Here is a 24,700-nt window from a genome sequence, read left to right on the forward strand (position 1 = left end):
TTCCGGGATTTGACGAACTTGACGAACAGTAGCCCATAGTAAACCCACCGTCGCGGGCCCGCAGCCGAGAGCAAGAGCCGTCCAGCCCCCTGAACAGGTGTGACATCTCATAAGCCCAGGCCACGGAATTTTCCCCCACATATCCGTTCACGCGTTAGCTATGCACCGTAAATCGGCTCCGGCGGGGTGGCGTTGTCGAGCAATTCCTTGACGACCGGACCGAGCTCGGCCGCGTCCCAGCGGGCCCCGCGATCGACCGGGAGACCGTGCCGCCAACCCTGCGCGAGCGCGATCTTTCCGCCCTCTACCTCGAACATCGCGCCCGTCACCCCGGCCGATTCGGCGCTGCCGAGCCAGACCACCAGCGGTGAGATATTGGCCGGGTCCATCGCGTCGAAACCGGAATCGGGAGCAACCATCGTCGCCGCGAAGACGGTTTCGGTCATGCGGGTGCGCGCGGCGGGCGCGATGGCGTTCACGGTGATGCCGTAGCGAGCGAATTCGGCGGACGCGGTGAGTGTGAGACCCGCGATACCGGCCTTCGCCGCCCCGTAATTGCCCTGCCCGACGCTGCCCTGGAGGCCGGCGCCGGAACTGGTGTTGATCACCCGCGCATCCACCGCTCGCCCCGCCTTCGACTCGCCCCGCCAGTACTCGGCCGCGTGACGCATGGTGGCGAAGTGGCCCTTGAGGTGCACGCGAACCACCGCGTCCCACTCGTCCTCGCCGAGATTCACCAGCATCCGGTCGCGCACGAACCCGGCGTTGTTGACCAAGACGTCGAGGCCGCCGAAGGTGTCGACGGCTTGGCGGATCAGGGTGCGGGCGCCGTTCCAGTCGGCGACATCGTCGTAGTTGGCGACCGCCTCCCCGCCGGCCGCGACGATCTCGTCGACGACCTGCTGTGCGGGGGTCTCGCTGGTGGGGGCGCCGTCGAGGGCGGTGCCCACGTCGTTGACCACCACGCGAGCGCCGGCGGCCGCGAAGGCGAGGGCGTGGGCTCGGCCGATGCCCCGCCCCGCGCCGGTGACGATGACGATGCGACCCGCGCAGATCAACCGGTCAGACATACATAACTCCTGTGTTCACGTATTGGCGGTGGTGGCGTCCAGGTAGGCCGGGCGTTCGCCTGCTCCGTGGACGAGGAGGGTGGCGCCACTGATGTGGGTGGCCAAGGGGGAGGTCAGGAAAAGGGCGGCGTTGCCTACGTCGGTGGGGGTGGCGAGGCGGCCGAGGGGGACGGTGCGGGCTACGGCGGCGGTGGCTTCGGTGTCGCCGTAGTGGAGGTGGGCGAGTTCGGTGAGGGCGGGGCCCACTACTACCGAGTTGAGGCGGACCTTCGGAGCCCACTCGACGGCCAGTGAGGCGGCGAGGTTGTCCAGGCCCGCCTTGGCGGCGCCGTAGGCAGCCGTGCCGGGGGACGGGCGGTGGCCGCTGACGCTGGTGATCATCACGATCGAACCGCCGGTGTCCTGCTGTTGCATCTGCGCATTGGCGTGCTGGGAGATCAGCAGGGGCGCAAGCAGATTCAGTTCCACGATCTTGGCGTGGAAGCGCGGACTCGCGGTGTCGGCCATGGCGAACGGCGCGCCACCGGCGTTGTTCACGACGTGGTCGATCCGGCCGTGGTCGGCGATGATCCGCGCGAACATCGCCGCCACCGCCTCGACCTCGCGCACATCGCAGGTGTGGTGTTCGGCGCCGCGCTCCCCCACCGTGATCGGTTCGTCGGGGGGTCGGCGTGCGCAGGTGAGCACGGTGGCGCCCGCGGCGAGGAAGCGGCGCGTGATGCCGATCCCGACACCGCGCACACCGCCGGTCACCAGAACGATCTGCCCGGAAAGGTCGATTTCTATCGGCACCGTGTTAACCTACCAAGCAATTGCTTGCTTTGGCCAGGGATTGGACGGCGCGATGGGAATACACCGGCACACCGAGGCCGACGGCACAGCCGTCGTCACAGTGGACTATCCGCCGGTCAACGCACTGCCCTCGGACGGCTGGTTCGCGCTGGCCGAGGCGGTGCGCGAGGCGGGGCGCGACCAGTCGACACGGGTCGTGGTGCTGCGCGCGGAGGGTCGCGGGTTCAACGCGGGCGTCGACATCAAGGAGATGAACGCCGATGTCGGCCACACCGCGCTGATCCGCGCCAACCACGGCTGCTTCGAGGCGTTCGCGGCGGTCTATGACTGCGAGGTCCCGGTGGTGGCGGCGGTGCAGGGGTTCTGTCTCGGCGGCGGGATCGGCCTGGTCGGGAATTCCGATGTCATCGTGGCCGCCGACGACGCCACCTTCGGCCTGCCCGAAGTGGATCGTGGCGCGCTCGGTGCCGCCACCCATCTGGCGCGGCTGGTCCCCCAGCATCTGATGCGGACCATGTTCTACACCGCGGGCAAGCTCACCGCCCAGCAGCTACACCACTTCGGCTCGGTGTACCGGGTGGTCCCGCGCGACGAACTCGACGCTGCCGCACTGGAAGTCGCGCGGAACATCGCGAACAAGGATGGCCGGGTGATCCGGGCCGCCAAACGCGCACTCAACGGCATCGACGTGCAGGACGTGCACCGCTCCTACCGCTACGAACAGGGCTTCACCATGGAACTCAACCTCGCCGGCGTGGCCGACGAGATCCGCGCGCGCTTCGACGACGACCTCGCCGCACGCCAGAAAGGCCACTGAAACACCATGCGCGACAAGACAATGACCCTCGACGAGGTGGTCGGGGAGCTGCGCAGCGGCATGACCATCGGCCTCGGCGGCTGGGGTTCCCGACGCAAGCCGATGGCGCTGGTGCGCGCGCTGCTGCGTTCCGACGTCACCGATCTGACCGTGGTCACCTACGGCGGACCCGATCTGGGCCTGCTGTGTTCGGCGGGCAAGGTGCGCAAGGCGTACTACGGGTTCGTGTCGTTGGATTCGGCGCCGTTCTACGACCCGTGGTTCGCGAAAGCCCGCACCACGGGGGCGATCACGGTGCGCGAGATGGACGAGGGGATGGTCAAGTGCGGGTTGCAGGCCGCGGCGGCTCGACTGCCATTCCTGCCGATCCGGGCCGGGCTGGGCTCGTCGGTGCTCGATTTCTGGGAGGGCGAGTTGCGGACCGTCGCCTCCCCGTATCCGAGCGCGAACGGGCAGGTCGAGACGTTGGTCGCGATGCCCGCGTTGAATCTGGACGCCGCGTTCGTACACCTCGATGTGGCCGACAAACACGGCAACGCGGCCTACACCGGCGTCGATCCGTACTTCGATGATCTGTACTGTCTCGCCGCCGAACGGCGGTATGTGTCGGTCGATCGCGTGGTCGATACCGAGGAGCTGGTGAAAGCTGTTCCGCAACAGGCGATAATCCTCAATCGGATGATGGTCGACGGGGTGGTGGAGGCGCCCGGTGGCGCGCACTTCACCTTCGCCGGTGGGTACGGGCGCGACGAGAAGTTCCAGAAGCACTACGTGGCCGCCGCGCGGACACCGGAGTCGTGGGCGGAGTTCAAAGCCCGCTTCCTCGATGTCTCCGAAAGCGAATACCAGTCCGACGTCGCTACTTTCGCCGAGGAGCAGCTATGAACCCCCAGTCGACCGCCACTCGCGCCGAGGTCTGTGTCGTCGCGGCGGCCGAGATCTTCCGCGGGGCGGGCGAGATCATGGCCAGTCCGATGTCCACGATCACCACGATCGGCGCGCGACTGGCCCGGCTCACCTTCGCCCCCGACCTGCTGCTGTCGGACGGGGAGGCACTGCTGTTCGCCGAGGTTCCGGCCATCGGCGCGAAAGCTCCTGTGGAGGGCTGGATTCCGTTCTCCCGTGTCTTCGATGTGGTCGCCTCCGGGCGGCGGCACGTGGTGATGGGCGCGAATCAGCTGGACCGCTTCGGCAATCAGAACCTGTCGGCATTCGGTGCGCTGCAACACCCTTCGCGTCAGATGTTCGGCGTGCGCGGTGCTCCCGGAAATACGATCAACCACCCCACCAGCTATTTCATCCCCAAGCACCATGCCAGGGTGTTCTGCGACCAGGTCGATATCGTGTCGGGCATCGGCTACGACAAGGTCGACCCGACCAACCCGGCCTACCGCTTCCACCACCTGCACCGGGTGGTGTCGAACCTGGGGGTCTTCGATTTCGGCGGGCCCGAGCACACGATGCGGGCGCTGTCGCTGCATCCCGGGGTGAGTGCGGACGAGGTCGCGGAGAACACCGCGTTCGAGATCGCCGGTCTGGCCGAGGCTGGTGAGACCCGGTTGCCCACCGAGGACGAGCTTCGCCTCATCCGAACTGTGTTGGACCCCCGTAGTTTCCGTGATCGGGAGGTGGTGGCGTGAACGGGTCGAAGTTGCGGACGCCGCTGACCGAGCTCGTCGGGATCGAACATCCCATCGTGCAGACGGGGATGGGCTGGGTGGCCGGGCCGCGCCTGGTGGCCGCCACCGCGCAGGCCGGTGGGCTGGGCATCCTGGCCTCGGCCACCATGACCTTTCCCGAACTGGAAGCCGCGATCACCAAGACCACATCGCTCACGGACAGGCCGTTCGGCGTCAATCTCCGCGCCGACGCCGCCGACGCCCCCGAACGGATCGACCTGCTGATCCGCGAAAACGTGCGGGTGGCCTCGTTCGCGCTGGCGCCCGAGAAAGAACTCATCGCTCGACTCAAAGATGCTGGTGTCGTGGTCATTCCGTCCATCGGTGCGGCCAAGCACGCGGTGAAGGTCGCGGCGTGGGGCGCCGACGCGGTGATCGTGCAGGGCGGTGAGGGCGGCGGGCACACGGGTCCGGTCGCCACCACGCTGCTGCTCCCCTCGGTGCTCGACGCAGTGGATATCCCGGTGGTAGCGGCGGGCGGATTCTTCGACGGGCGCGGTCTCGCGGCTGCGCTGTCCTACGGCGCGGCCGGGGTCGCCATGGGCACCCGGTTCCTGCTCACCCAGGAGAGCACGGTCCCCGACGCGGTCAAGCGGGAGTATCTGGCGCGCGGGCTCGCCGACACCGTGGTCTCGACCAAGGTCGACGGGATGCCGCACCGCATGTTGAACACCGAACTCGTTGAACGACTGGAACATTCCGGCGACTGGCGCGGCCTCTCCGCGGCCGTGGCCAACGCGGCCCGATTCAAGAGCATGACCGGGATGAAGTGGTCGACGCTGGTTCGCGACGGCCTCTCCCTACGCAGGACCAAGGACCTCACCTGGTCACAGGTGGTGATGGCGGCCAACTCGGCAATGCTGACCAAAGCCGCTCTGGTGGAAGGCCGCACCGACGCGGGCGTACTACCCGCAGGACAGGTCACCGGCATCATCGACAACCTCCCAACCGTCGCGGAACTTATAAACCAAATCATCGGCGACGCCCTCATCCGAATCGACGCTATCGCAGCCCTGGCCAGCGGCAATCCGACCGAGCGGCACTGAGAGATCGCCCAGATCGTCAGTGCCGACATGGACGCTGACCAGCCGGGCTGCGAGCGATGCGCAGGTATCACCAGCCTGCCGACCAGGGGCGAGATGATCGACCAGATCGTCAGCGAACCATCACTCGGGTCGCCGCTATGCGGAGCCCTGGTACGACCCAGCGGGCTGAGGGTGTCGATCGCGGGGCGGCGCGGTCATCTGGGCGAGCCGCGCAGGTGGGGTACGACCTGGTGGCGGGGATCAGCGCAGCGCGACCTCGACGCGGTTGTCATGGAACACAGCCCCGCCGCCGAAGTCCGAATCTCGTTCGGCCACCGTGGCATTGACCGTAGCCCCACCGTTGAACTTCGCCCAGCGGCCCTTCGTCGTCCCCGCGACACCGGGCCGAACCCGGTCCGACACCTCGGCGACCGCGTCGAACGAACCGCGGGCGTTGGACACGACCACGGCGTCACCGTCGGCGATTCCTCGCGCGGCGGCGTCGTCCGGGTGCAGGGTGATGCTGGATTCCCCTGCCCGGCGGCGCAATTCGGGGTTGGAGCCGAAGATCGTGTTCAGGAAGTAGTGCGAGGCGGCGGAGATGAGCACCAGGCCGTCGCCGGAGTCGGCGGGCGGGATGTAGCTCGGTAGCGGGTCGTGCCCGGCGGCTTCGGCTCTGGCGGAGACGAATTGGAGCTTGCCCGCCGGAACCGGACCGGCCTGGATCTTGAGGAACCCGTCGGCGCGGAGTCGGTCGAGGTCGTAGCCCTTCAGCAGTTGGCGGGCCAGTTCCTCGTCGGAGTCGTAGAGGGCTGGTTCGGTCAGGCCGAGGCGCCGCGACAGGCGACGGAAAGTCTCTGTGGTGGACAGGCATTCGCCCGGCGCTTCGACGGCGGGCTCGTTCCAGACCAGGTAGAGGTGGCCGTAACCGGCGAGCACGTCGAGGTGTTCGGGCTGCATGGTCGCCGGGAGGACGATGTCGGCGTAGTCGACGGTGTCGGTGCCGAAGTGGTCGAGGACCACCGTGAACAGGTCCTCGCGGGAGAGTCCGTCGATCACCCGGCGCTGGTCGGGATTGGACCCCACCGGGTTCGCCGCGATCACGAACAGCGCCTTCACCGGCGGACCCTCGGCCTCGAGCAAGGCCTCGCCGAGGCGGGTCATCGACAGGGTGCGCACCGGGTGCGGCAGCAGATCGTCGCGGCGCAGGGCGGCATCGTCGAGCCGGAAGTGTCCGCTGGTCGAATAGTGCAGTCCCCCACCGGGTATCGCCCAGTCGCCGGTGACGCCGGGCAGGCAGCCGAGCACCCGCAGCGCCATCCCGCCGCCCGCGTGCCGCTGCATGCCCTGCGAGGCGCGGATGGCGGTCGGGCGGGTGCGCGCGATCCGCTCACCGAGCGCGACGATCCGCTCCTCGGGCAGGCCGGTGATCGCCGCGACACGCTCGGGGGTGAATTCCTTGATCCGGTCTCGGAATTCGGGCCAGCCCACGGTGTGTTCGGCGATGAACTCCGTGTCGTGCGCGCCCAGCGAGACCACCACGTTGAGCAGACCCAACGCCAGTGCCGCATCCGTGCCGGGTAGCGGGGCGAGGTGCTCGTCGCAGCGTTCGGAGGTCTTGGTGCGGACGGGGTCGATGGAGACCAGGTACGCGCCGCTGTCCTGGATGAACTTCCACAGGTGGTGGCCGGAACTGAGCGGGTTGGTGCCCCACAGGATGATCAGCTTCGACTTCGCGAAGTCCTCCGGGTCCATGCCGCCGGCGGTACCGAGCGTGTAGTTCAACCCGGTGGTGCCCGCGACCGAGCAGATGGTCGGGCGGTGGTGGGAGGCACCGAGCAGGTTGAACATCCGGCGGCCGGGAAAGCCCTCCATGCCCTGGATGTAGCCCAGGCTGCCGGTGCCGTGGAACGGCCAGATCGCCTCGCCGCCGAACTCGTCGATGATGCCGGTGAGCCGGGTGGCGATCTCGTCGAGCGCATCGTCCCAGCTGATCCGCTCGAACCGCCCCGAGCCCTTCGGTCCCACGCGGCGCATCGGGTACCTGAGCCGGTCGGGCGAGCCGACCTGCTCGAGGAACCGGTTCACCTTCACGCACAGCGCCCCGCGCGTGACCGGGTGCTCCTTGTTTCCCCGCAGCCCGGTGGCGACGCCGTCCTCGACGGTCACGACCCACGAGCACGCGTCGGGGCAGTCGAGCGGGCATGCGCCTAGCACCTTCACCTGGCCATCGTAGGGGAGTGGCATAAACGTGCGACGGTGAGCCGAAACGGTCCGGATCGGGCCTGATCGTGGCCCGGCTGCACGTTTATGCCACCGACAGCCGCTCGATGATCGTCACGTTGGCCGTGCCGCCGCCCTCGCAGATGGTGAGCAGGCCGTAGCGGCCGTTCACGCGCTCGAGTTCGTGCAGCAGGGTGGCGAAGAGCTTGGTGCCGGTCGCGCCGAGTGGGTGGCCGAGGGCGATGGCGCCGCCGTTGACGTTCACCTTCGCCGGATCGGCGCCGAGCTCCTTGATCCAGGCCAGGACCACCGGCGCGAACGCCTCGTTGATCTCGATGACGTCGATATCGTCGATGGTCAGGCCGGTCTTCGCCAGCGCCCACTTCGTCGCCGGGATCGGCGCGCTGAGCATGAAGATCGGGTCGGCGCCGCGCGCGCTGACGTGGTGGATGCGGGCGCGCGGGGTCAGGCCGTACTCCTGGACCGCCCACGCGGAGGCCAGCAGCGTCGCGCTCGCGCCGTCGGAGATCTGGCTGGCCACGGCCGCGGTGAGCGGGCTGTTCTCGCCGAGCGGGGGCAGGCTCGCCATCTTCTCGAGGCTGGTCTCGCGCGGACCCTGGTCGACGCGGAACTCCCCGACCGGCACGATCTCGGCCTCGAACCGGCCCTCGGCGATGGCCGCGCGGGCGCGTTCGTGGCTGCGCAGCGCCCACTGCTCCATGTCCGCGCGGGTGATGCCCCACTTCTCGGCGATCAGTTCGGCGCCGCGGAACTGCGAGACCTCGCCGGTGCCGTAGCGCTCGTCCCACCCGGTCGCGCCGACGAACGGCGAGTCGAACCCGTACTCCGTGCCCGCGAGCATGGCCGCCGAGATCGGGATGGCGCTCATGTTCTGCACGCCCGCCGCGACGATCACCTCGGCGGTGCCGCTCATGATGGCCTGCGCGCCGAAGTTCACCGCCTGCTGGCTGGACCCGCACTGGCGATCGACCGTCACGCCGGGCACGTCCTCGGGATAGCCCGCGGTCAACCACATGGTCCGGCCGATATTGCCCGCCTGCGGACCGATGTTGTCGACGCAGCCGACGATCACGTCGTCGACGACGGCCGGGTCGATCCCGGTGCGCTCGATGAGGCCGCGCAGGGCCGCGGCGCCGAGGTCGGCCGGGTGCACGTCGGCGAGCGCGCCGTTGCGCTTGCCGACCGCGGTGCGCACCGCGTCGATCACATAGGCCTCCCGCAACGGGGTGTAGGGGCGGCGCTCGGCGGGTGCGGTCATCGGGGAACTCCTAAGGCGTGGTGCTCGCGGGCACGGTGAGACCGTCGAGCACGATGGTGAGGTATTGCTGGGCAAGGTTTTTCACGGTGATCGGGCCGCCGGGGGTGTACCAGCGCACCGCCACCCACACGGTGTCGCGCAGGAAGCGGAAGGCCAGTTCGACGTCGAGTTCGGGGCGGAAGCTGCCGTCGGCGACACCGGCGGTGAGCACCCGGTGCCACAGGTCGCGGAACTCGATGTTGAAGTCGCGGATGTAGGCGAAGCGCTCCACATCGCGCAGGGTCTTGGCTTCGGCCTGGTAGATCGCGACGGCGGCGTGGTGGCGGTCGATCGCCTCGTAGGACGCGATCACCAAGGCTTCCAAGGTGTCTCGCGAGCTCAGGCCCGCCGCGGCGATCTCGCGGTAGCGGCCGAACAGTTCGTCGAGGAAGCCGCGCAGGATCTCGTCGACCATCGACTCCTTGGAGTCGAAGTGGTGGTAGAGACTGCCCGAGAGGATCCCGGCCGAGTCGGCGATATCGCGCACGGTGGTGGCGCGCAGGCCGCGCTCGGCGAACAGGTCGGCGGCGAGGTCGAGCAGTTCGGCGCGGCGGGTGCGTTTGGTATCGGGTGCGGTCACACCCGATATCGTAGAGACCAAGCGTTTGCTTGGCGGACCGGTCATGCGCGTTGGCTACTCACCGAGACGACCTCGCCCGTCAGGTACGAGGTGTAATCACTGGCCAGCATGGCGATCGTGGCCGCGACCTCCCACGGCGCGGCGGCGCGCCCGAAGGCCTCGCGTTCGCTGAGGGTGTCGAGGAGTTCGGCCGAACTCACCCGGTCGAGGAACGGGTGCCGGGCGATGCTCGGGGCGACGGCGTTGATGCGCACCCCGAACTCGGCCGCCTCGACCGCGCTGCACCTGGTCAACGCCATCACCCCCGCTTTGGCGGCGGCGTAGTGGGCCTGGCCGTGCTGGGCGCGCCAGCCGAGGACCGAGGCGTTGTTGACGATGACGCCGCCGTGGCCCGCGCCCCGGAAGTAGGCGAGGGCGGCGCGGGTGCAGCGGAAGGTGCCGGTGAGGGTGATGTCGAGGACCTGGTCCCACTGCTCGTCGGTCATGTCGACGACCGGGGTCTCGCCGCCGAGGCCTGCGTTGTTGACCATGATGTCGAGGCGGCCGAGCTGGGCGGCGGCACTGGTGAGCAGCAGGTTCACCTGGGCGGTGTCGCGGACGTCGCAGACCGCCGTGCCGACGAAGCGCTGCGGGAATTCCGTCGCCAACTGTTCGGCGGTGGCGGCGAGGCGGCGTTCGTGCCAGTCCGAGACCACCACGTCGGCGCCCTCGTCGAGAAGTCGGCGGGCCGTGGCGGAGCCGATGCCGGTGCCCGCGGCGGCGGTGACCACGGCCTTACGGCCGGTGAGCAGGCCGTGGCCGGGGATCGCCGGCGGGGCTGTCGCGAAGGACGCGGGGGCTGGGTCGATCACGGGCGCGCCTCTCGCGGCAGGCCGAGGACTCGCTCGGCGATGATGTTGCGCTGCACTTCGTTGGAACCTCCGTAGATCGTGTCGGCGCGGCTGAACAGGTAGAGCCGCTGCCAGGCGGTCATGTCGTCGGGGCCGGTGAGCAGGCCGGACGCGCCCTGCACGGCCATGGCGAGTTCGCCGAGATCGCGATGCCAGTTGGCCCACAACAACTTCGAGACCGACGCGCTGCCCACATCGCCGGAATCCATGGTGCGCAGGGCATGGGCGCGCAGGACTTTGAGGCCGACGCGGGCCCGGTCCAGGCGGGCGGCGACGAGCGGATCGTCGGCGGCGCCGGTGCGGCGGGCGAGGTCTTCGATGTCGGCGAGTTCGCGGGCGAAGCGGATCTGCTGGCCGAGGGTCGAGATGCCGCGCTCGAAGGTCAAGGTGGCCATGGCGATTCGCCAGCCGTCGCCGGGTCGGCCGACGACGAGATCGGCGTCGGTGACGGCGTTGTCGAAGAAGACCTCGTTGAATTCCGAAGTGCCCGTGAGCTGTTCGATCGGCCGGACCTCGATGCCCGGTTGCCGCATGGGGACCAGCAGGTAGGACAGGCCGTGGTGGCGGGTCGAGCCGCGTTCGGTGCGGGCCAGGACGAAACACCAGTCGGCCAGGTGGGCCAGGGAGGTCCAGATCTTCTGACCGTTGAGGACCCACTTGTCGCCGTCGAGGCGGGCGGTGGTGCTGACGGCGGCCAGGTCGGAGCCCGCGCCCGGTTCGGAATAGCCCTGGCACCACAGCTCGCCGACCGAACGCACTCCGGGAAGGAACCGCTGTTTCTGCGCGTCGGTGCCGAAGGCGAGCACCGTCGGGCCGAGCAGTTCCTCACCCACGTGCGAGACCCGCGCCGGGGCGTCGGCCTTGGCGTATTCCTCGTGGAAGATCACCTGCTCGCGCACGCTCGCGGCGCGGCCGCCGTGTTCGACCGGCCAGCCCAGACAGGTCAGGCCCGCCCGCGCCAGGTGCCGGTCCCAGGCGAGGCGCTCGTCGAAGAATTCGTGTTCGCGGCCGGGGCCGCCGGTTCCGCGCAGGTCAGCGAACTCGCCGGTCAGATTCTCGGCCAGCCAGTCGCGGATTTCCGCGCGAAATGCCGCGTCGGAGGTCGCGGTATCGGAATCTGAGGTCTGGATCACACCCACGACGATAGAGTAACCTACCAAGCACTTGCTTTGTCAGCTGCTTCGCGAGAACAGCACCCGCACTACGGTGAGGACCCCGTGACACCCGCTCGAACCATTCCGCAGGCCCTGCGCGAGATCGCCGCCGCGCGTCCGCACGAGCCCGCGCTGATCGACGGCCCGATTCGCTGGACGTGGGCCGAATTGCTCGACCAGGTCCGTGTCGCCGCGCGCGCGCTGATCGCCTGCGGGGTCTCCCCCGGTGATCGGGTGGCGATGTGGGCGCCGAATACCCACCACTGGGTGGTCGCCGCGCTCGGCGCGCAGTCCGTGGGGGCGGCGCTGGTGCCGTTGAACACGCGGTATGTGGTGGGCGAGGCCGTCGATGTGCTGGCCCGGGTCGAGGCGAAGGCGCTGTTCGTGGCGGGACCGTTTCTCGGGCGGGATCGGGCCGCCGAATTGCTCGGGGCGGGCGGGGTGGATGTCGGCGTCGTGGTCGTGATCCCGGTCGAGGAGTCCGACGCCACGGACAGCAGCGAATCACCAACGCTGTTGTCCTGGAGCGATTTTCTCGGTCGCGCCGCGTCCGTGCCGGTCGACGTGGGCGAAGCGGCGGCCGGGAACGTGTCGCCCGAGGACATCTCCGACATCCTGTTCACCTCCGGCACCACCGGTCGCAGCAAGGGCACCCTGGTCGCGCATCGGCAGGCGTTGGACGTGGTGCGCGGGTGGGTCGAGTGCACGACCGTGCGGGCCGGCGACCGGTATCTGGTGGTGAGCCCGTTCTTCCACAACTTCGGCTACAAGGCGGGGATCCTCGCGTGCCTGGTCAGCGGGGCCACGATCATTCCGCAGGCGAGTTTCGACGTGCCGACCACGCTGTCGCTGATCGAGGCCGAGGGCGTGACGGTGCTGCCGGGACCGCCGACGATCTACCAGACGCTGCTCGACCATCCCGCGCGTGCGGGACGCGATCTGAGTTCGCTGCGGGTGGCGGTCACCGGGGCCGCCACGGTGCCGGTGGTGCTGATCGAACGGATGCGCGCCGAACTCGAATTCGATGTCGTCGTCACGGGTTACGGGCTGTCGGAAGCCTCCGGGTTCGGGACCATGTGCCGGGCCGATGACGACGCCGCCACCATCGCGGGCACCTGCGGGCGACCGATCGCCGGGTTCGAGTTGCGGCTGTCCGACGAGGGCGAGGTGCTGCTGCGCGGACGCAATGTGATGCGCGGGTACCTCGACGATCCCGACGCCACCGCCGAGGCCATCGACGCGCAGGGCTGGCTGCACACCGGCGATATCGGGGTGCTCGACGAGCGCGGGTATCTGCGGATCACCGACCGACTCAAGGACATGTACATCACCGGTGGGTTCAATGTGTATCCCGCCGAGATCGAACAGACCCTGGCCCGGCTCGACGGCGTCGCCGAGTCCGCGGTGGTCGGGGTGCCCGATCCGCGAATGGGCGAGGTCGGCAAGGCGTTCATCGTGCCGAAGCCGGACGCGGAGCTGACCGTCGAGACGGTGATCAGCTATGCCGCAGGCCAATTAGCGAATTTCAAGGTGCCCCGGCTCGTCGAATTCCGCGACCGGCTGCCCTACAGCGCGGCGGGCAAGGTGCTCAAGCGTGAGCTACGTGAGGAGAAGTCGTGAGTTCTGAGACCGAGGTCGTCACCTACGAGGTGCGCGGGGCGGTTGCCGTGGTGACCATGAATCGACCCGAGTTCGGCAATGCGCAGAACTCGCGCATGACCTACGCGCTGGACGCGGCTTTCGTGCGCGCGGTGGAGGATCCGGCGGTCAAGGTGATCGTGTTGGCGGGCAACGGAAAACACTTCAGCGCCGGGCATGACATCGGTTCGCCGGGGCGCGATCACGACGCGCATTACGAGAACAAGGCGGCGCTGTGGTGGGACCACGTGGATCGGGTCGGGGGTGATCAGCGGTTCGCGCGGGAGTCCGAGGTGTATCTCGGGATGTGTCGGCGCTGGCGCGAGATTCCCAAGCCGACCATCGCGATGGTGCAGGGGGCGTGCATCGCGGGTGGGTTGATGCTGGCCTGGGTGTGCGATCTGATCGTCTGCTCCGAGGACGCGTTCTTCTCCGATCCTGTTGTGCGGATGGGGATTCCGGGAGTCGAGTACTTCGCGCATCCGTGGGTGATGGGACCGCGCGCGGCGAAGGAGTTCCTGTTCACCGGTGATCGGTTCGGGGCGGCGCAGGCCGAGCGGTGGGGCATGGTCAATCGGGTGGTTCCGCGCGCCGAGCTCGAGGACGAAGTGTTGGCGCTGGCCGAAAAGATCTCCGCCATGCCGCAATTCGGGTTGGCGTTGACGAAGAAGGCCGTGAATCAGGCCGAGGATCTGATGGGGATGCGGACCGGCATGGATTCGGTGTTCGGGCTGCATCATTTCGCGCACGCGCACAATGCCGAGGTGGGCGCCGATTCGCTCGGGGGGATGAACGCCCGCTCGATGCGCGGCTCCGCCGAGCAGAACGGGGCGAAGTAGTGGATCTGGACATCGACAGCGCGGCAAGGGAATTCCAGCTCGAGGTGCGATCGTTCCTCGCCGACCACGTGCCTGCCGCGCCGCTGCCCTCGATGGATACCCGCGAAGGCTTTGCCGCGCACCGGGAGTGGGAGGCGACGCTGGCCGAGGCGCGACTATCGGCCGTGTCGTGGCCGCGCGAGTTCGGGGGGCGGGACGCGTCGATTCTCGAGTGGGTGCTGTTCGAGCAGGAGTACTACGCCGCCGGGGCGCCGGGGCGGGTCGCGCAGAACGGGATCTTCCTGTTGGCGCCGACCCTGTTCGAGCATGGGACGCCCGAACAGCTGGCGCGGATTCTGCCGAGAATGGCTCGCGGGGAAGATATCTGGGCTCAGGCGTGGTCCGAGCCCGAGGCCGGCAGTGATCTGGCGAGTCTGCGTTCCACGGCTCGGCGGACCGAGGGTGGGTGGGTACTCAACGGGCAGAAGACATGGAGTTCGCGGGCGTCCTTCGCCGATTGGGCGTTCGGGTTGTTCCGCAGCGACCCTGATGCGCAACGGCATCACGGGCTGACCTACGTGACGTTTCCGCTCGACGCGGAAGGGGTTGTGGTGCGGCCTATTCCGCAGCTCGACGGGGAACCCGGGTTCGCGGAGATCTTCCTCGACGATGTGTTCGTGCCGGACCGCGATGTGATCGGCGGGGTGCACGACGGGTGGCGGGTCGCGATGGCTACCTCCAGCAATGAGCGGGGACTTTCGCTGCGCAGTCCCGGACGATTCAGTGCCACGGCGCAGCGGTTGATCGATTTGTGGGTCGAGATCGCCGAACCTTCCGATACCGCTGCGCGGAATTCCGTGGTGGACAGTTGGATCGGTGCCGAGGCATACCGGCTGCACACGTTCGGGACCGTCACCCGGCTGCAAGAAGGTGGGCAGCTCGGGGCGGAGTCCTCGATCACCAAGGTCTACTGGTCCGACCTGGACATCGCCATGCACGAAGCGGCGCTGGACCTGCTCGGTGGCGAACAGCGCGGGCCGTGGAGCGACGGTTACCTCTTCTCCCTCGCCGGGCCGATCTACGCGGGGACGAACGAGATCCAACGCAACATCATCGCCGAGCGGCTCCTCGGACTTCCGCGCGAGGCCAAACGGTGAACGTGCACTTCATGATTCAGCTCGAACATCGGATCGACGCGTTGCGGAAACCGGCGATCGACTTGCCGCTCGATATCCCCCGCACGGGCAGCCCCTTCGACCTTTCGACCGAACCGCACACGCCCAGCACACCACAAGGAGGTGGGCGATGAGATTCGCGCTCAGTACCGAACAGCTCGACTTCGCCGCCGAACTGCGCAAGATCCTCGATGCGGGTCAGGTGCCCGCCGCCGTTCGCGCGTGGGGTGCCGGCGACAGCGCTGCCGGTCGCGCACTGCTGCGGCAGATCGCGGACATGGGTGTATTCGGGTTGATCGTCGACGAACAGTACGGGGGCGCCGAAGCCACCGCTGTCGACCTCGTCGTCGCCGCGATCGAATTGGGTCGGGCGGCGGTTCCGGGGCCGGTGATCGAGTCGATCGCGGTGATTCCCGCTCTGCTGCAACGTCTCCCCGAGGCCGGGCCCGCCGCGCGATGGCTACCCGCACTGGCCTCCGGCGATCTCCTCGGCACGGTCGCCTTCGAGGGGCCGGGGCGCGCCCTCGCCCTTGACGCCGATGTCGCCGACCTCGTGCTGATCGCGGGGCGCGATCGAGTCGCCGCGATCGAGTCCGCGAGCACTGGTGCGTCGCCAGGTCACGAAAGTTCGTCCGCCCCCGGCGACGGGCCCGCACGCCCCTCGACCACCGCACTCCTGGACGGCAGTCGTCACTTCGAGGCCGACCACCCGCACCGCCGTGACGCGACCGTCCTCGCGGGGCCGATCTCCTCGATCGATCCAGCTCGCAAGCTGTTTCCCGTGATTTCGGAACAGGTGGTGGCCGAAGGGGTTTCGGTCGACTACGCGTTCGATGTCGGGGTGCTCGCGTGTGCGGCGCAACTGCTCGGGGCGGGGCGGGCGCTGTTGGATCAGTCGGTGGCGTACGCGAAGCAGCGGCGGCAGTTCGGGCGGGCCATCGGGGAGTTCCAGGTGGTGAAGCAGCAGCTCGCCGACGTGCGGATCGGGCTGGATCTGGCCGAACCGCTCGTCTACCGGGCGGCGTTGACCCTCGAGTCCGACGACCGGGCCCGCGATGTCTCGGCGGCGCTGGTGGCCTGCGGGGATGCGGCACACCGGGCGGCTCGCGCGGGGCTACAGGTCCACGGCGCGATCGGTTACACGGCCGAATGTGATCTGTCGCTGCTGCTCACCAGGGTCGCGGCCTTGCGCACGGCCTGGGGAACAGCCGACTTCCATCGGGGCCGCATCGCCGCCACCCTCCGTGCCACCGCGCTCGGCGCCGCCGTGACCGATACAGCGAGCTGAGTCCGTGCACCCCCCGCGATCACGTCCACCGCACTCGGTCCCGCCGCATCCAACACAGCGAGCCGAGTCCGTGCACCCCCTGCGATCGCGCCCACCGCACTCGGTCCCGCCGCATCCAACACAGCGAGCCGAGTCCGTGTACTTACCGCAGTCCATCGGGCTCGGATCGCAACGCCCGAACGTGTCGAACCGCGTGCATCCGCGCGGTTTTCGCCCTTGTTGAGGAGTCCCATGTCCACGAATGAACTGCTCGAATTCCGGGATTCGGTGCGGGCGCTGCTCGGCAAGCACGCCACCTCGGCCGCGCTGCGCGGTGCGATGGATACCGAGCTCGGTTACGACCCGAAGCTGTGGCGGATGCTGTGCGAGCAGGTCGGGGTGGCTGCGCTCGCGGTGCCGGAGGAGTTCGGTGGGGCCGGGGCGAGTTTGGTCGAATCGCTCATGGTCGTGGGCGAATTGGGGCGGACGCTGGCGGGGGTGCCGATGCTGGGTTCGGCGGTGCTCGGCGTTCAGGCGGTGCTCCTGGCGGGTGACGAACAGGCCCGCGCCCGACTGCTACCCGACCTCGCGGACGGCTCACGCACAGCGGCACTGTGCTGGGCCGACGCCACCGGATGGGATACCGCCGGCATCCACATCACCGACGAAACCCTGAGCGGCACCGCTCATTACGTCCTCCACGGCGCACAAGCCGACCTCCTCCTGGTCCTCACCGCCGACGGCCTCTACGAAACAACCCCCACCGCCCCCGGCGTCACCGTCACCGCAACCCCCACCCTCGACCCCACCCGCCCCCTCGCCACCATCACCTTCACCGACACCCCCGCCACCAGAATCGGCACGGTCGACCCCAGCCCTGCGCCGGCCGACACGTGTGACGAACCGGGAGTCCTGTCCGCACCAACCGGCACCTCAGAAGGCACCCGCACCAGTACCGACACAACTGAACCCGCACTCGCACCGACACCCGCTCCGGGTACGACCCCACGGACCACCGGGGAAGCCGGCTCACCGCTGCATCAACGGCTGCGTCAGATCGCGTGGGCCGCGTTGGCCGCCGAGCAGGTGGGGGCGGCGCGGCGGTGTCTCGAGATGACGGTCGAGTACACGGCCTCGCGGGTGCAGTTCGGGCGGGCGATCGGGAGTTTTCAGGCGCTCAAGCATCGAATGGCCGATATGTATGTGCTGGTGGAGTCGGCCGAATCGGTGGCGCTCGCGGCGGCGGAGTCCGTGGCGGCCAACAGTGCGTCGGCGGCCGAGGACGCGTGGGTCGCGCGGGTGTACTGCACCGAGGCGTACTCGACCGTGGCCGCCGAGACCATCCAGTTGCACGGCGGCATCGCCATCACCTGGGAGCACGACGCGCACCTGTACTTCAAACGCGCCCACGCCACCGCCCACCTGTTCGCCTAGCGTGGCCCGTGTCGGGGGCCGCGGGTACCGTCGAGCGCATGACCGATGACCGGCGTGGACGTGTCGAGACCGGGTTGAAGTGGGTGCGGGTCTATCTGCGGGGGCGGCTGGTCGCCAGCACGCGGCGGCCGCTGCTGGTGTGGGAGGTGCCCTACTACCCGACCTACTACGTGCCGCTCACCGACATCCGCGCCGACCTCGACCCGAACGGGATCACCGAACACTCCCCCGAGCTCGGCGAGGCGGCCGGATTCGATGTCGCCATCGCCGGCGTGCGAGCCGAGGGCGCGGCACTGCGCTACCTCGATTCGCCGATCGCGGAGCTGAAAGACGCTGTGCGACTGGACTTCGACACGTTCGACTGGTTCGAGGAGGACGAGCCGATCGCGATCCACCCGCGCGATCCGCACCACCGCGTCGACATCCTGGCCGGCTCCCGCAATGTGCGCGTGGAGGTCGACGGCGTCACCGTCGCGGACTCCTCGGCACCGCGCATTCTCTTCGAAACAGGTTTGCCGCCACGGTATTACCTGCCGCGCACCGATGTGCGGATGGACCTGCTCACCCCCTCCGACACCCACACCGGCTGCCCGTACAAGGGCACCGCCGACTACTGGAACGTCCACGTCGGCGACACCGAGCACCGCGACATCGTGTGGGGCTACCTCACCCCGCTGCCGGAGAGTCAGAAGGTCGCGGGGCTGGTGTGCTTCTACAACGAGAAGGTCGACATCTACCTCGACGGCGAGCTACAGGACCGCCCGCACACCCCGTTCAGCTAGTCGGGGACCTCGAGCACGCCCTCCTCGACCGCCCACTTGATCGACTTCTCCAGGGACGGACAGGATTCCGGCCGACCGGGCCGTGCGCCGTGCGCGGTGAGCTGGGCGAAGACCGGACAGTGCGCGTCGGGGCGCTCGGCCCACTGGACCGAGGTCTGGTGCGCGCTGGACTTGCGCACCAGCACCTCGGCCCGACACGTCTGACACCGCAGCGGCGTCAATCCGTCGTCGAGATAGCGCTGCTTGTCGCGGGCGGTCTGCGCCCGCACCGCCGCCTGCCGCTCCGGTTGACCCGCGAAATCGGGCGCCTTCGCCCAGCGCGGGATCACACCCCGGCCTCCTCGGCGTCGGCCTTGCGCCGCAGGTTCTCGGCCACCTCGGCCTCCCACGCCTGATTCGCCTTGGTGGTGTCGACCTCGAATTCGAAACGCTGCGTCATCTTCTCGGTGACCTCGTCGGCGTTCACATAGAACTGGTCGTACCAGCGTCGCAGCTGGTAGACCGGCCCGTCCTCCTCGCACAGCAGCGGGTTGTCGACCTTGGACTTGTGCTTCCAGATCTCCACGTCCTGCAGGAACCCGTCACCGAAGAACTCGGTCATCGACTGGGCCAGCCGCTCGGCCGTCGCGTCATCGATGCCCTGGGGCTTCTCGACCGTCAGACCCCACTGCAACACGAAGGAATCCTGGGTAACCGGGTAGTGGCAGTTGATCAGCACCACCTTGATCTGGTACCCGCCGTAGATATTGACCAGCGGGTTGATCATGTACGACGGACCGAAGTACGACGCCTCCGATTTCAGCAGCGTCTCGCCCCCGTACTTGGCGGCCATGCCGATATCGGGGCGGCCCTTGGTCTCGAGGAACTGGGTCGCCACATGGCCTTCGAAGACGTTCTTGAAGTACGTCGGGAAGGCGAAGTGGATGTAGAAGAAATGGGCCATGTCCACGACGTTGTCGATGATCTCGCGGCAGTTGGCGCCCTCGATGCGCATCTGGTTCCAGGTCCAGGAGGTCCAGCCGCTGTCGTGGGTCTCGCTCGGATTACCTTCGGCGTCGGTGTAGGCGCCCTCGATGTGCGGGATGGTGACATCGGGCTCGTTGCCCTCGTGGTCGTGCCAGACGAACAGCTGACCGTTGCGTTCCAGCGTGGTCCACTTGCGCGTGCGCGCCAGCGGCGGCACCCGACGCGCGTACGGAATCGCGGTGCACTTACCGCTCGCGCCCCAGCGCCAATCGTGGAACGGGCAGGCGATGTCGTCGCCCTTCACCGTGCCCATGCTGAGGTCGCCGCCCATGTGCCGGCAGTAGGCGTCGAGCACGCGGATCGCACCGGCGGTATCGGTCCACACCACGAGTTTGGTTCCGAAGATCTCCACCGCGTGTGGCTTGCCGTCGCGAAAACTCGACGCCAGCCCGACGCAGTGCCAGCCGCGCGCGAACCGCGTCGGCGCTGCGCCCACATCGAGTTCCCGCACCTTGGGGTTCACTACCATCCGCCCTCCTTCAACTACTAGAACACGTTACAAAACTGGGGCCGCTAAAGCCAGCTACCCAGCGAACTTTCGTGTTGACTCCTGTTATATCCGAGGTGAGACGATCTTCTCGACAGAAACGAGAACCTGTTCTAATCTCAGAGGCGAGTAGAACCGGTTGTCGATCCGACAGGGCAGGAGCGGGCTTCGCAATGACGCAAGAAGTGACGATGAGGGTCGAGGCACTGCTGCCGACGCTGCGCGAACGCGCACAGGAGGCCGAGGACCTGCGCCGCATCCCCGACGACTCGATGAAGGCGCTGGCCGAGACCGGATTCTTCCGTCTGCTCCAGCCCGAACAGTGGGGCGGGCACGCGGCCGACCCGGTGATCTTCTACGACACCGTGCGCAAGATCGCCGGCGCGTGCGGGTCGACCGGCTGGGTCGCAGGCATCATCGGCGTGCACAACTGGCACCTGGCGCTGTTCGATCAGCAGGCGCAGGAGGAGGTGTGGGGCGAGGACACCGACGTGCGGATCTCCTCGTCGTACGCGCCGATGGGCGTCGGCCAGGCGGTCGAGGGCGGCTATCTCGTGCGCGGGTCGTGGGCCTGGTCCTCGGGCTCGGATCACGCGACGTGGGCGGTGCTCGGCGGGCCGGTGATCAAGAACGGCAAGCCGGTCGATTTCGGCAGCTTCCTGATCCCACGGTCGGAATACCGCATCGATGACGTGTGGGATGTCGTCGGGTTGCGCGGCACCGGGTCCAATACCGTTGTGGTGGAGGATGTTTTCGTACCGACGCACCGGTTCCTGAGTTTCCGCGCGATGAGCGAAGGGCGTTCCCCGGGACTGGCCCGCAATACCGCACCGGTGTACAAGATGCCATGGGGCACCATCCATCCCACCACCATTTCCGCGCCGATCGTCGGAATGGGTTACGGCGCTTACGAAGCGCACGTCGAGCATCAGGGCAAGCGGGTTCGCGCGGCCTACGCGGGCGAGAACGCCAAGGACGATCCGTTCGCGAAAGTCCGTGTCGCGGAAGCGGCTTCCGATCTCGACGCGGCGTGGCGGCAGCTCTCGGGCAATGTGGCCGAGGAGTACGCACTGCTGCTGGCGGGCGAGGAGATTCCGTTCGATCTGCGGGTGCGGGCGCGGCGCGATCAGGTGCGCGCGACCGGTCGGGTGATCGCCTCGATCGACAAGCTCTTCGAGTCCTCGGGCGCCACCGCGCTCGCCAACGGCACACCGCTGCAACGCTTCTGGCGTGACGCGCACGCCGGTCGGGTGCACGCGGCCAACGATCCCGAGCGCGCCTACGTCATGTACGGCACGCACGAGTTCGGGCTGCCCGTCACCGACGCCATGGTGTAGCCGATGACCCGGACCGCGGAACTCACCTATGCCTCGACCTCACGCTTCGCGCAGGTCACCCCCACCCTGAGACTGCACTATCACGAGGCAGGCAGCGGGCCGACGATCGTGCTGCTGCACGGCGGCGGACCCGGCGCTTCGGCCTGGTCCAACTTCGCCCGCAATATCCCGGTACTCGCCGAGCACTTCCACGTGATCGCGGTCGACCAGCCCGGATACGGCAAGTCCGACAAGCCGATCGATCACCCGCAGTACTTCGTGCACAGTTCCGAGGCGCTGCTGGCGCTGCTGGACCACCTCGACATCACCTCGCGGGTGCACCTGCTCGGCAACTCCCTCGGCGGTGGGGCGGCGGTGCGGTTCGCGCTCGATCACCCGACGCGCGCGGGCAAGCTCGTGCTCATGGGGCCGGGCGGGCTGAGCACCAACCTGTTCGCGCCCGACCCGACCGAGGGCGTCAAGCTGCTCTCGCGGTTCACCTACGAACCCACCAGGGACAACCTCGAGAAGTTCCTGCGGATCATGGTGTTCGACCAGGCGCTGGTCACCGACGAGCTGATCGACGAGCGGTTCGCGCTGGCGAGCACCCCCGAATCGCTGGCCGCCATGCGCGCGATGGGCAAGTCGTTCGCGAGCGCCGACTTCGAGAAGGGGATGCTCTGGCGCGACGCCTACAAGCTGCGCCAGCCCGTGCTGCTGATCTGGGGACGTGAGGATCGGGTGAACCCACTCGACGGCGCGCTCGTAGCTACCAAGGTGATCCCCAGGGTGCAGTTGCATGTGTTCGGCGGGTGCGGGCACTGGGCACAGCTGGAGAAGTTCGCCGAGTTCAACCGTCTGACCATTGATTTCCTCGGAGACAAGTGATGGGTATTCGTTCACTGGGCTACCTGCGCATCGAGGCCACCGACATGGCGGCCTGGCGCGAGTACGCCCTCAAGGTGCTCGGCATGGTGGAGGGTCGCGGGCCCGATCCCGAGGCGCTGTATCTGCGCATCGATGAGTTCCCGGCGCGGCTGGTGATCGTGCCCGGCGAGCGCGACCGGTTGCGGGTTTCCGGCTGGGAGACCGCCAATGCCGAAGAGCTACAGGATATTCGGGACCGGCTCTCGGCGGCCGAGGTGCCGTTCAAGGAGGGCACCGCGGCGGAGAAGGCCGATCGGCGCGTCGACGAGCTGATCGTGTTCGAGGATCCCTCCGGCAACACGCTCGAGGCCTTCCACGGGGTGGCGCTCGAGGCGCGGCGGCTGGTCACGCCCTACGGGCACCGGTTCGTCACCGGCGAGCAGGGCCTCGGGCACGTGGTGCTCTCGACCTCCGACGACCGGGAGGCGCTGCGCTTCTACCGCGACGTCCTCGGGTTCCGACTGCGCGATTCCATGCGGCTGCCACCGCAGATGGTCGGGCGGCCCGCCGACGGCGAACCCGCCTGGCTGCGGTTCTTCGGCTGCAATCCGCGCCACCACTCGCTGGCCTTCCTGCCGATGCCCACGCCCAGCGGGATCGTGCACCTCATGCTCGAGGTCGAGGGCTCCGACGATGTGGGGCTGTGCCTTGACCGGGCGCTGCGCAAGAAGGTGCCGATGTCGGCGACGCTCGGACGGCACGTCAACGACAAGATGCTCTCGTTCTACATGAAGACGCCCGGCGGGTTCGACATCGAATTCGGTTGCGAGGGGCTCGAAGTCGACGACCACGACTGGATCGCGCGTGAGTCGACCGCGGTGAGCCTGTGGGGTCACGACTTCACCATCGGAGGGCGGCAATGACCGAGCCGGTGGGTCGCGACCGCGCTGCGATGACGGAGCCCGTTGTCGACGGCAAGCAGTTCCGGGCGGTGCTCGGGCAGTTCTGCACGGGCATCACCGTGATCACCGCGCTCGACCCGGCGGGTGAGCCGATCGGGTTCGCCTGCCAGTCGTTCGCGGCACTGTCACTCGACCCGCCGCTGGTGCTGTTCTGCCCCACCAAGGGGTCGCGGTCGTGGGCGGCGATCGAGGCGGCAGGCCGGTTCGCGGTGAACGTGCTCAGCGAAGCGCAGCAGCCGGTGTGCGCGCGGTTCGGTTCCCGCGAGACCGACAAGTTCGCCGGCGTCGCCTGGCACACCTCCGAACTGGGAGTTCCGGTACTCGACGGATCATTGGCGACCATCGAGTGCACCGTCGACTCGGTGGTCGACGGCGGCGACCACTACATCGTGATCGGCCGCGTCCAGGCCCTCTCCGAATCCACCGGCACCCGCCCCCTCCTGTTCTACCGAGGCCAGTACACCGGCATCCAACCCGACAAAAACACCCCCGCCCCCTGGCGCGCCGACCTCGACCACTTCCTCACCACCACCAGCCTCGACACCTGGCTGTGAGTGCCGTTGTTCTCGCGGCCACCCAGCCGCACAAGCCACTGGTCAAATGATCACCACGCTCTGGTGGTGATCACCTTGGGTCGACGCGTACACCACAGCGTGGTGATCAGCTGTCCAGCTTGGTGAGGATGGCTCGGGTGTAGAGCAGCGCGAAGCCGCAGGACTGGGCGTTCTGCTGGGATTTCGAGGCGGGTTGGGTGGTGATCACGGCGAGGTCGCAGCCGTGGGCGGCCGCTTCGGCGAGACGGGTTGCGAGGAGTGCGGATTGGACTCCGTTGCGACGGTGCGCGGGGATCGTCGCCGCGCCTGCCAGTGCCGCGATGCCGTCGTCGATGCGCATGCTCGCGCCGCCCGCCGGAACACCGTCGCGATAGGCCACGTAGCGGCGGGTGTCGCCGATACCGGCCATGTCCCGCATGACCGTGGCGATCGCCTCCCGGGGGAACTCCTCGTGCCCCGGCCCACTCTCGTCCGGAGTGGCGAACCCATCGACGACAACATCGAGCCACTCGTCGAACCCGTCCCCCTCATCACGACGAACCTCGACCCCCGACGCGGCCGCCCAGTTCCGCCCCGCGAGCCGCAACCCGAGCACGTTCTCGAACCCCACCAGCCGATACCCCCGCGCCGTCAACTCAGCCCCGATCCGTGGATCAGCCACATGCGCCAACTCCACCTGCACCGGCACCCCCACCTCCGCATAAGCCGCCTCGACCCGCTCCCATTCCGCCGCATCAGGCACCCCACCGAACCCAACCCCCACCACCTTGTTCAACGGCGACCCCTCCCCAGCGAAACAAGCCACACCCCCACCCACCGCCACCAC

At 68.3% G+C, this 24,700-nt stretch carries 24 protein-coding genes; 14 read left to right on the forward strand and 10 right to left on the reverse strand.

Features of this window, described 5'->3' with window-relative positions; all coding sequences use genetic code 11:
• Nucleotides 1-158: 158 nt before the first annotated feature.
• Both ACFP3H_RS02965 and ACFP3H_RS02970 read right to left on the reverse strand, forming a co-directional pair.
• The gene (locus ACFP3H_RS02965) at nucleotides 159-1,070 is read right to left on the reverse strand and encodes an SDR family oxidoreductase (RefSeq protein WP_378599084.1); all 912 of its coding nucleotides are present in this window, start codon (nucleotides 1,068-1,070) and stop codon (nucleotides 159-161) included.
• A gap of 15 nt (nucleotides 1,071-1,085) precedes the next feature.
• Nucleotides 1,086-1,862 (reverse strand): SDR family oxidoreductase, encoded by a 777-nt coding sequence (locus ACFP3H_RS02970; protein WP_378599087.1) that lies wholly within the window; start codon nucleotides 1,860-1,862, stop codon nucleotides 1,086-1,088.
• Between the two features lie 52 nt (nucleotides 1,863-1,914).
• Here ACFP3H_RS02970 and ACFP3H_RS02975 point away from each other — a divergent pair, with 52 nt between their 5' ends.
• Genes ACFP3H_RS02975 through ACFP3H_RS02990 form a run of 4 tightly spaced genes read left to right on the forward strand, consistent with a single transcriptional unit; the run spans nucleotide 1,915 to nucleotide 5,404 of the window.
• Nucleotides 1,915-2,679 carry an enoyl-CoA hydratase family protein gene (locus ACFP3H_RS02975; RefSeq protein WP_378599090.1) on the forward strand — a complete coding sequence of 255 codons (765 nt, stop codon included), beginning with the start codon at nucleotides 1,915-1,917 and terminating at the stop codon, nucleotides 2,677-2,679.
• Nucleotides 2,680-2,685: 6 nt separating this feature from the next.
• Nucleotides 2,686-3,564, forward strand: a complete 879-nt coding sequence (locus ACFP3H_RS02980) for a CoA transferase subunit A (protein WP_378599092.1) — start codon at nucleotides 2,686-2,688, stop codon at nucleotides 3,562-3,564.
• On the forward strand, nucleotides 3,561-4,319 hold the full coding sequence (locus tag ACFP3H_RS02985) for a CoA-transferase subunit beta (protein WP_378599094.1): 759 nt from the start codon (nucleotides 3,561-3,563) through the stop codon (nucleotides 4,317-4,319). The genes ACFP3H_RS02980 and ACFP3H_RS02985 overlap by 4 nt, the downstream gene beginning before the upstream one ends.
• Nucleotides 4,316-5,404: an NAD(P)H-dependent flavin oxidoreductase gene (locus ACFP3H_RS02990; protein WP_378599097.1), complete on the forward strand. Its 1,089-nt coding sequence runs from the start codon at nucleotides 4,316-4,318 to the stop codon at nucleotides 5,402-5,404. Before ACFP3H_RS02985 ends, ACFP3H_RS02990 begins: the two co-directional genes overlap by 4 nt.
• A 240-nt stretch (nucleotides 5,405-5,644) precedes the next feature.
• On the opposite strand, the gene ACFP3H_RS02995 is transcribed toward ACFP3H_RS02990, so the two are convergent.
• From ACFP3H_RS02995 to ACFP3H_RS03015, 5 genes are all read right to left on the reverse strand, one after another.
• Entirely contained in the window at nucleotides 5,645-7,606 is a 1,962-nt protein-coding gene (locus ACFP3H_RS02995) for a molybdopterin-containing oxidoreductase family protein (RefSeq protein WP_378599100.1), read from the reverse strand.
• A gap of 85 nt (nucleotides 7,607-7,691) precedes the next feature.
• Complete coding sequence (locus ACFP3H_RS03000) at nucleotides 7,692-8,849, reverse strand: acetyl-CoA C-acetyltransferase (protein ID WP_378599651.1); 1,158 nt, start codon at nucleotides 8,847-8,849, stop codon at nucleotides 7,692-7,694.
• A gap of 46 nt (nucleotides 8,850-8,895) precedes the next feature.
• Complete coding sequence (locus ACFP3H_RS03005; RefSeq protein ID WP_378599103.1) at nucleotides 8,896-9,549, reverse strand: TetR/AcrR family transcriptional regulator; 654 nt, start codon at nucleotides 9,547-9,549, stop codon at nucleotides 8,896-8,898.
• Nucleotides 9,546-10,355 (reverse strand): SDR family oxidoreductase, encoded by an 810-nt coding sequence (locus tag ACFP3H_RS03010; protein WP_378599106.1) that lies wholly within the window; start codon nucleotides 10,353-10,355, stop codon nucleotides 9,546-9,548. Before ACFP3H_RS03010 ends, ACFP3H_RS03005 begins: the two co-directional genes overlap by 4 nt.
• Nucleotides 10,352-11,533 (reverse strand): acyl-CoA dehydrogenase family protein, encoded by a 1,182-nt coding sequence (locus tag ACFP3H_RS03015; protein ID WP_378599109.1) that lies wholly within the window; start codon nucleotides 11,531-11,533, stop codon nucleotides 10,352-10,354. Before ACFP3H_RS03015 ends, ACFP3H_RS03010 begins: the two co-directional genes overlap by 4 nt.
• 78 nt (nucleotides 11,534-11,611) lie before the next feature.
• Here ACFP3H_RS03015 and ACFP3H_RS03020 point away from each other — a divergent pair, with 78 nt between their 5' ends.
• The 6 genes from ACFP3H_RS03020 to ACFP3H_RS03045 all read left to right on the forward strand — a co-directional run bounded on the left by ACFP3H_RS03020 (nucleotide 11,612) and on the right by ACFP3H_RS03045 (nucleotide 18,662).
• On the forward strand, nucleotides 11,612-13,168 hold the full coding sequence (locus ACFP3H_RS03020; RefSeq protein ID WP_378599112.1) for a FadD3 family acyl-CoA ligase: 1,557 nt from the start codon (nucleotides 11,612-11,614) through the stop codon (nucleotides 13,166-13,168).
• The gene (locus ACFP3H_RS03025) at nucleotides 13,165-14,025 is read left to right on the forward strand and encodes an enoyl-CoA hydratase (RefSeq protein WP_378599115.1); all 861 of its coding nucleotides are present in this window, start codon (nucleotides 13,165-13,167) and stop codon (nucleotides 14,023-14,025) included. Before ACFP3H_RS03020 ends, ACFP3H_RS03025 begins: the two co-directional genes overlap by 4 nt.
• Nucleotides 14,025-15,161 carry an acyl-CoA dehydrogenase family protein gene (locus ACFP3H_RS03030; RefSeq protein WP_378599118.1) on the forward strand — a complete coding sequence of 379 codons (1,137 nt, stop codon included), beginning with the start codon at nucleotides 14,025-14,027 and terminating at the stop codon, nucleotides 15,159-15,161. The genes ACFP3H_RS03025 and ACFP3H_RS03030 overlap by 1 nt, the downstream gene beginning before the upstream one ends.
• A 148-nt stretch (nucleotides 15,162-15,309) precedes the next feature.
• Nucleotides 15,310-16,467: an acyl-CoA dehydrogenase family protein gene (locus ACFP3H_RS03035; protein WP_378599121.1), complete on the forward strand. Its 1,158-nt coding sequence runs from the start codon at nucleotides 15,310-15,312 to the stop codon at nucleotides 16,465-16,467.
• A gap of 231 nt (nucleotides 16,468-16,698) precedes the next feature.
• Nucleotides 16,699-17,880, forward strand: a complete 1,182-nt coding sequence (locus ACFP3H_RS03040; RefSeq protein WP_378599124.1) for an acyl-CoA dehydrogenase family protein — start codon at nucleotides 16,699-16,701, stop codon at nucleotides 17,878-17,880.
• A 38-nt stretch (nucleotides 17,881-17,918) separates the two neighbouring features.
• A complete protein-coding gene (locus tag ACFP3H_RS03045) occupies nucleotides 17,919-18,662 on the forward strand; it encodes a DUF427 domain-containing protein (RefSeq protein WP_378599127.1) in 744 nt (247 codons plus the stop codon).
• On the opposite strand, the gene ACFP3H_RS03050 is transcribed toward ACFP3H_RS03045, so the two are convergent.
• Together ACFP3H_RS03050 and ACFP3H_RS03055 are read right to left on the reverse strand one after the other, a co-directional pair.
• Nucleotides 18,659-18,991: a hypothetical protein gene (locus ACFP3H_RS03050; protein WP_378599130.1), complete on the reverse strand. Its 333-nt coding sequence runs from the start codon at nucleotides 18,989-18,991 to the stop codon at nucleotides 18,659-18,661. The two genes, ACFP3H_RS03045 and ACFP3H_RS03050, sit on opposite strands and share 4 nt — an antisense overlap.
• The gene (locus ACFP3H_RS03055; protein ID WP_378599133.1) at nucleotides 18,988-20,157 is read right to left on the reverse strand and encodes a Rieske 2Fe-2S domain-containing protein; all 1,170 of its coding nucleotides are present in this window, start codon (nucleotides 20,155-20,157) and stop codon (nucleotides 18,988-18,990) included. Before ACFP3H_RS03055 ends, ACFP3H_RS03050 begins: the two co-directional genes overlap by 4 nt.
• Before the next feature lie 191 nt (nucleotides 20,158-20,348).
• Here ACFP3H_RS03055 and hsaA point away from each other — a divergent pair, with 191 nt between their 5' ends.
• From hsaA to hsaB, 4 genes are read left to right on the forward strand one after another with little or no spacing between them, the layout of a single operon-like run.
• Nucleotides 20,349-21,512 carry a 3-hydroxy-9,10-secoandrosta-1,3,5(10)-triene-9,17-dione monooxygenase oxygenase subunit gene (hsaA, locus tag ACFP3H_RS03060; RefSeq protein WP_378599136.1) on the forward strand — a complete coding sequence of 388 codons (1,164 nt, stop codon included), beginning with the start codon at nucleotides 20,349-20,351 and terminating at the stop codon, nucleotides 21,510-21,512.
• 3 nt (nucleotides 21,513-21,515) lie between these two features.
• Nucleotides 21,516-22,379, forward strand: a complete 864-nt coding sequence (hsaD, locus tag ACFP3H_RS03065) for a 4,5:9,10-diseco-3-hydroxy-5,9,17-trioxoandrosta-1(10),2-diene-4-oate hydrolase (protein ID WP_378599139.1) — start codon at nucleotides 21,516-21,518, stop codon at nucleotides 22,377-22,379.
• Complete coding sequence (gene hsaC, locus ACFP3H_RS03070) at nucleotides 22,379-23,281, forward strand: iron-dependent extradiol dioxygenase HsaC (protein ID WP_378599142.1); 903 nt, start codon at nucleotides 22,379-22,381, stop codon at nucleotides 23,279-23,281. Before hsaD ends, hsaC begins: the two co-directional genes overlap by 1 nt.
• Before the next feature lie 29 nt (nucleotides 23,282-23,310).
• Nucleotides 23,311-23,874 (forward strand): 3-hydroxy-9,10-secoandrosta-1,3,5(10)-triene-9,17-dione monooxygenase reductase subunit, encoded by a 564-nt coding sequence (gene hsaB / locus ACFP3H_RS03075; RefSeq protein ID WP_378599144.1) that lies wholly within the window; start codon nucleotides 23,311-23,313, stop codon nucleotides 23,872-23,874.
• 106 nt (nucleotides 23,875-23,980) lie between these two features.
• Here the strand turns inward: hsaB and ACFP3H_RS03080 are convergent.
• The coding region (locus ACFP3H_RS03080) for a GNAT family N-acetyltransferase (protein ID WP_378599147.1) at nucleotides 23,981-24,700 on the reverse strand (720 nt) is incomplete at its 5' end.

The organism is Nocardia lasii (assembly GCF_042658545.1).
Classification (GTDB): Bacteria; Actinomycetota; Actinomycetes; order Mycobacteriales; family Mycobacteriaceae; genus Nocardia; species Nocardia lasii.

Bases quoted from the DNA above. Each gene is read 5' to 3' on its own strand.
- hsaB (WP_378599144.1), top strand. From the start codon at position 23,311: ATGACGGAGCCCGTTGTCGACGGCAAGCAGTTCCGGGCGGTGCTCGGG.
- ACFP3H_RS03040 (WP_378599124.1), top strand. From the start codon at position 16,699: ATGTCCACGAATGAACTGCTCGAATTCCGGGATTCGGTGCGGGCGCTG.
- ACFP3H_RS03035 (WP_378599121.1), top strand. From the start codon at position 15,310: ATGAGATTCGCGCTCAGTACCGAACAGCTCGACTTCGCCGCCGAACTG.
- ACFP3H_RS03055 (WP_378599133.1), bottom strand. From the start codon at position 20,157: ATGGTAGTGAACCCCAAGGTGCGGGAACTCGATGTGGGCGCAGCGCCG.
- hsaD (WP_378599139.1), top strand. From the start codon at position 21,516: ATGACCCGGACCGCGGAACTCACCTATGCCTCGACCTCACGCTTCGCG.
- hsaC (WP_378599142.1), top strand. From the start codon at position 22,379: ATGGGTATTCGTTCACTGGGCTACCTGCGCATCGAGGCCACCGACATG.
- ACFP3H_RS02965 (WP_378599084.1), bottom strand. From the start codon at position 1,070: ATGTCTGACCGGTTGATCTGCGCGGGTCGCATCGTCATCGTCACCGGC.
- ACFP3H_RS02975 (WP_378599090.1), top strand. From the start codon at position 1,915: ATGGGAATACACCGGCACACCGAGGCCGACGGCACAGCCGTCGTCACA.
- ACFP3H_RS03005 (WP_378599103.1), bottom strand. From the start codon at position 9,549: ATGACCGGTCCGCCAAGCAAACGCTTGGTCTCTACGATATCGGGTGTG.
- ACFP3H_RS02985 (WP_378599094.1), top strand. From the start codon at position 3,561: ATGAACCCCCAGTCGACCGCCACTCGCGCCGAGGTCTGTGTCGTCGCG.
- hsaA (WP_378599136.1), top strand. From the start codon at position 20,349: ATGACGCAAGAAGTGACGATGAGGGTCGAGGCACTGCTGCCGACGCTG.
- ACFP3H_RS03045 (WP_378599127.1), top strand. From the start codon at position 17,919: ATGACCGATGACCGGCGTGGACGTGTCGAGACCGGGTTGAAGTGGGTG.
- ACFP3H_RS02980 (WP_378599092.1), top strand. From the start codon at position 2,686: ATGCGCGACAAGACAATGACCCTCGACGAGGTGGTCGGGGAGCTGCGC.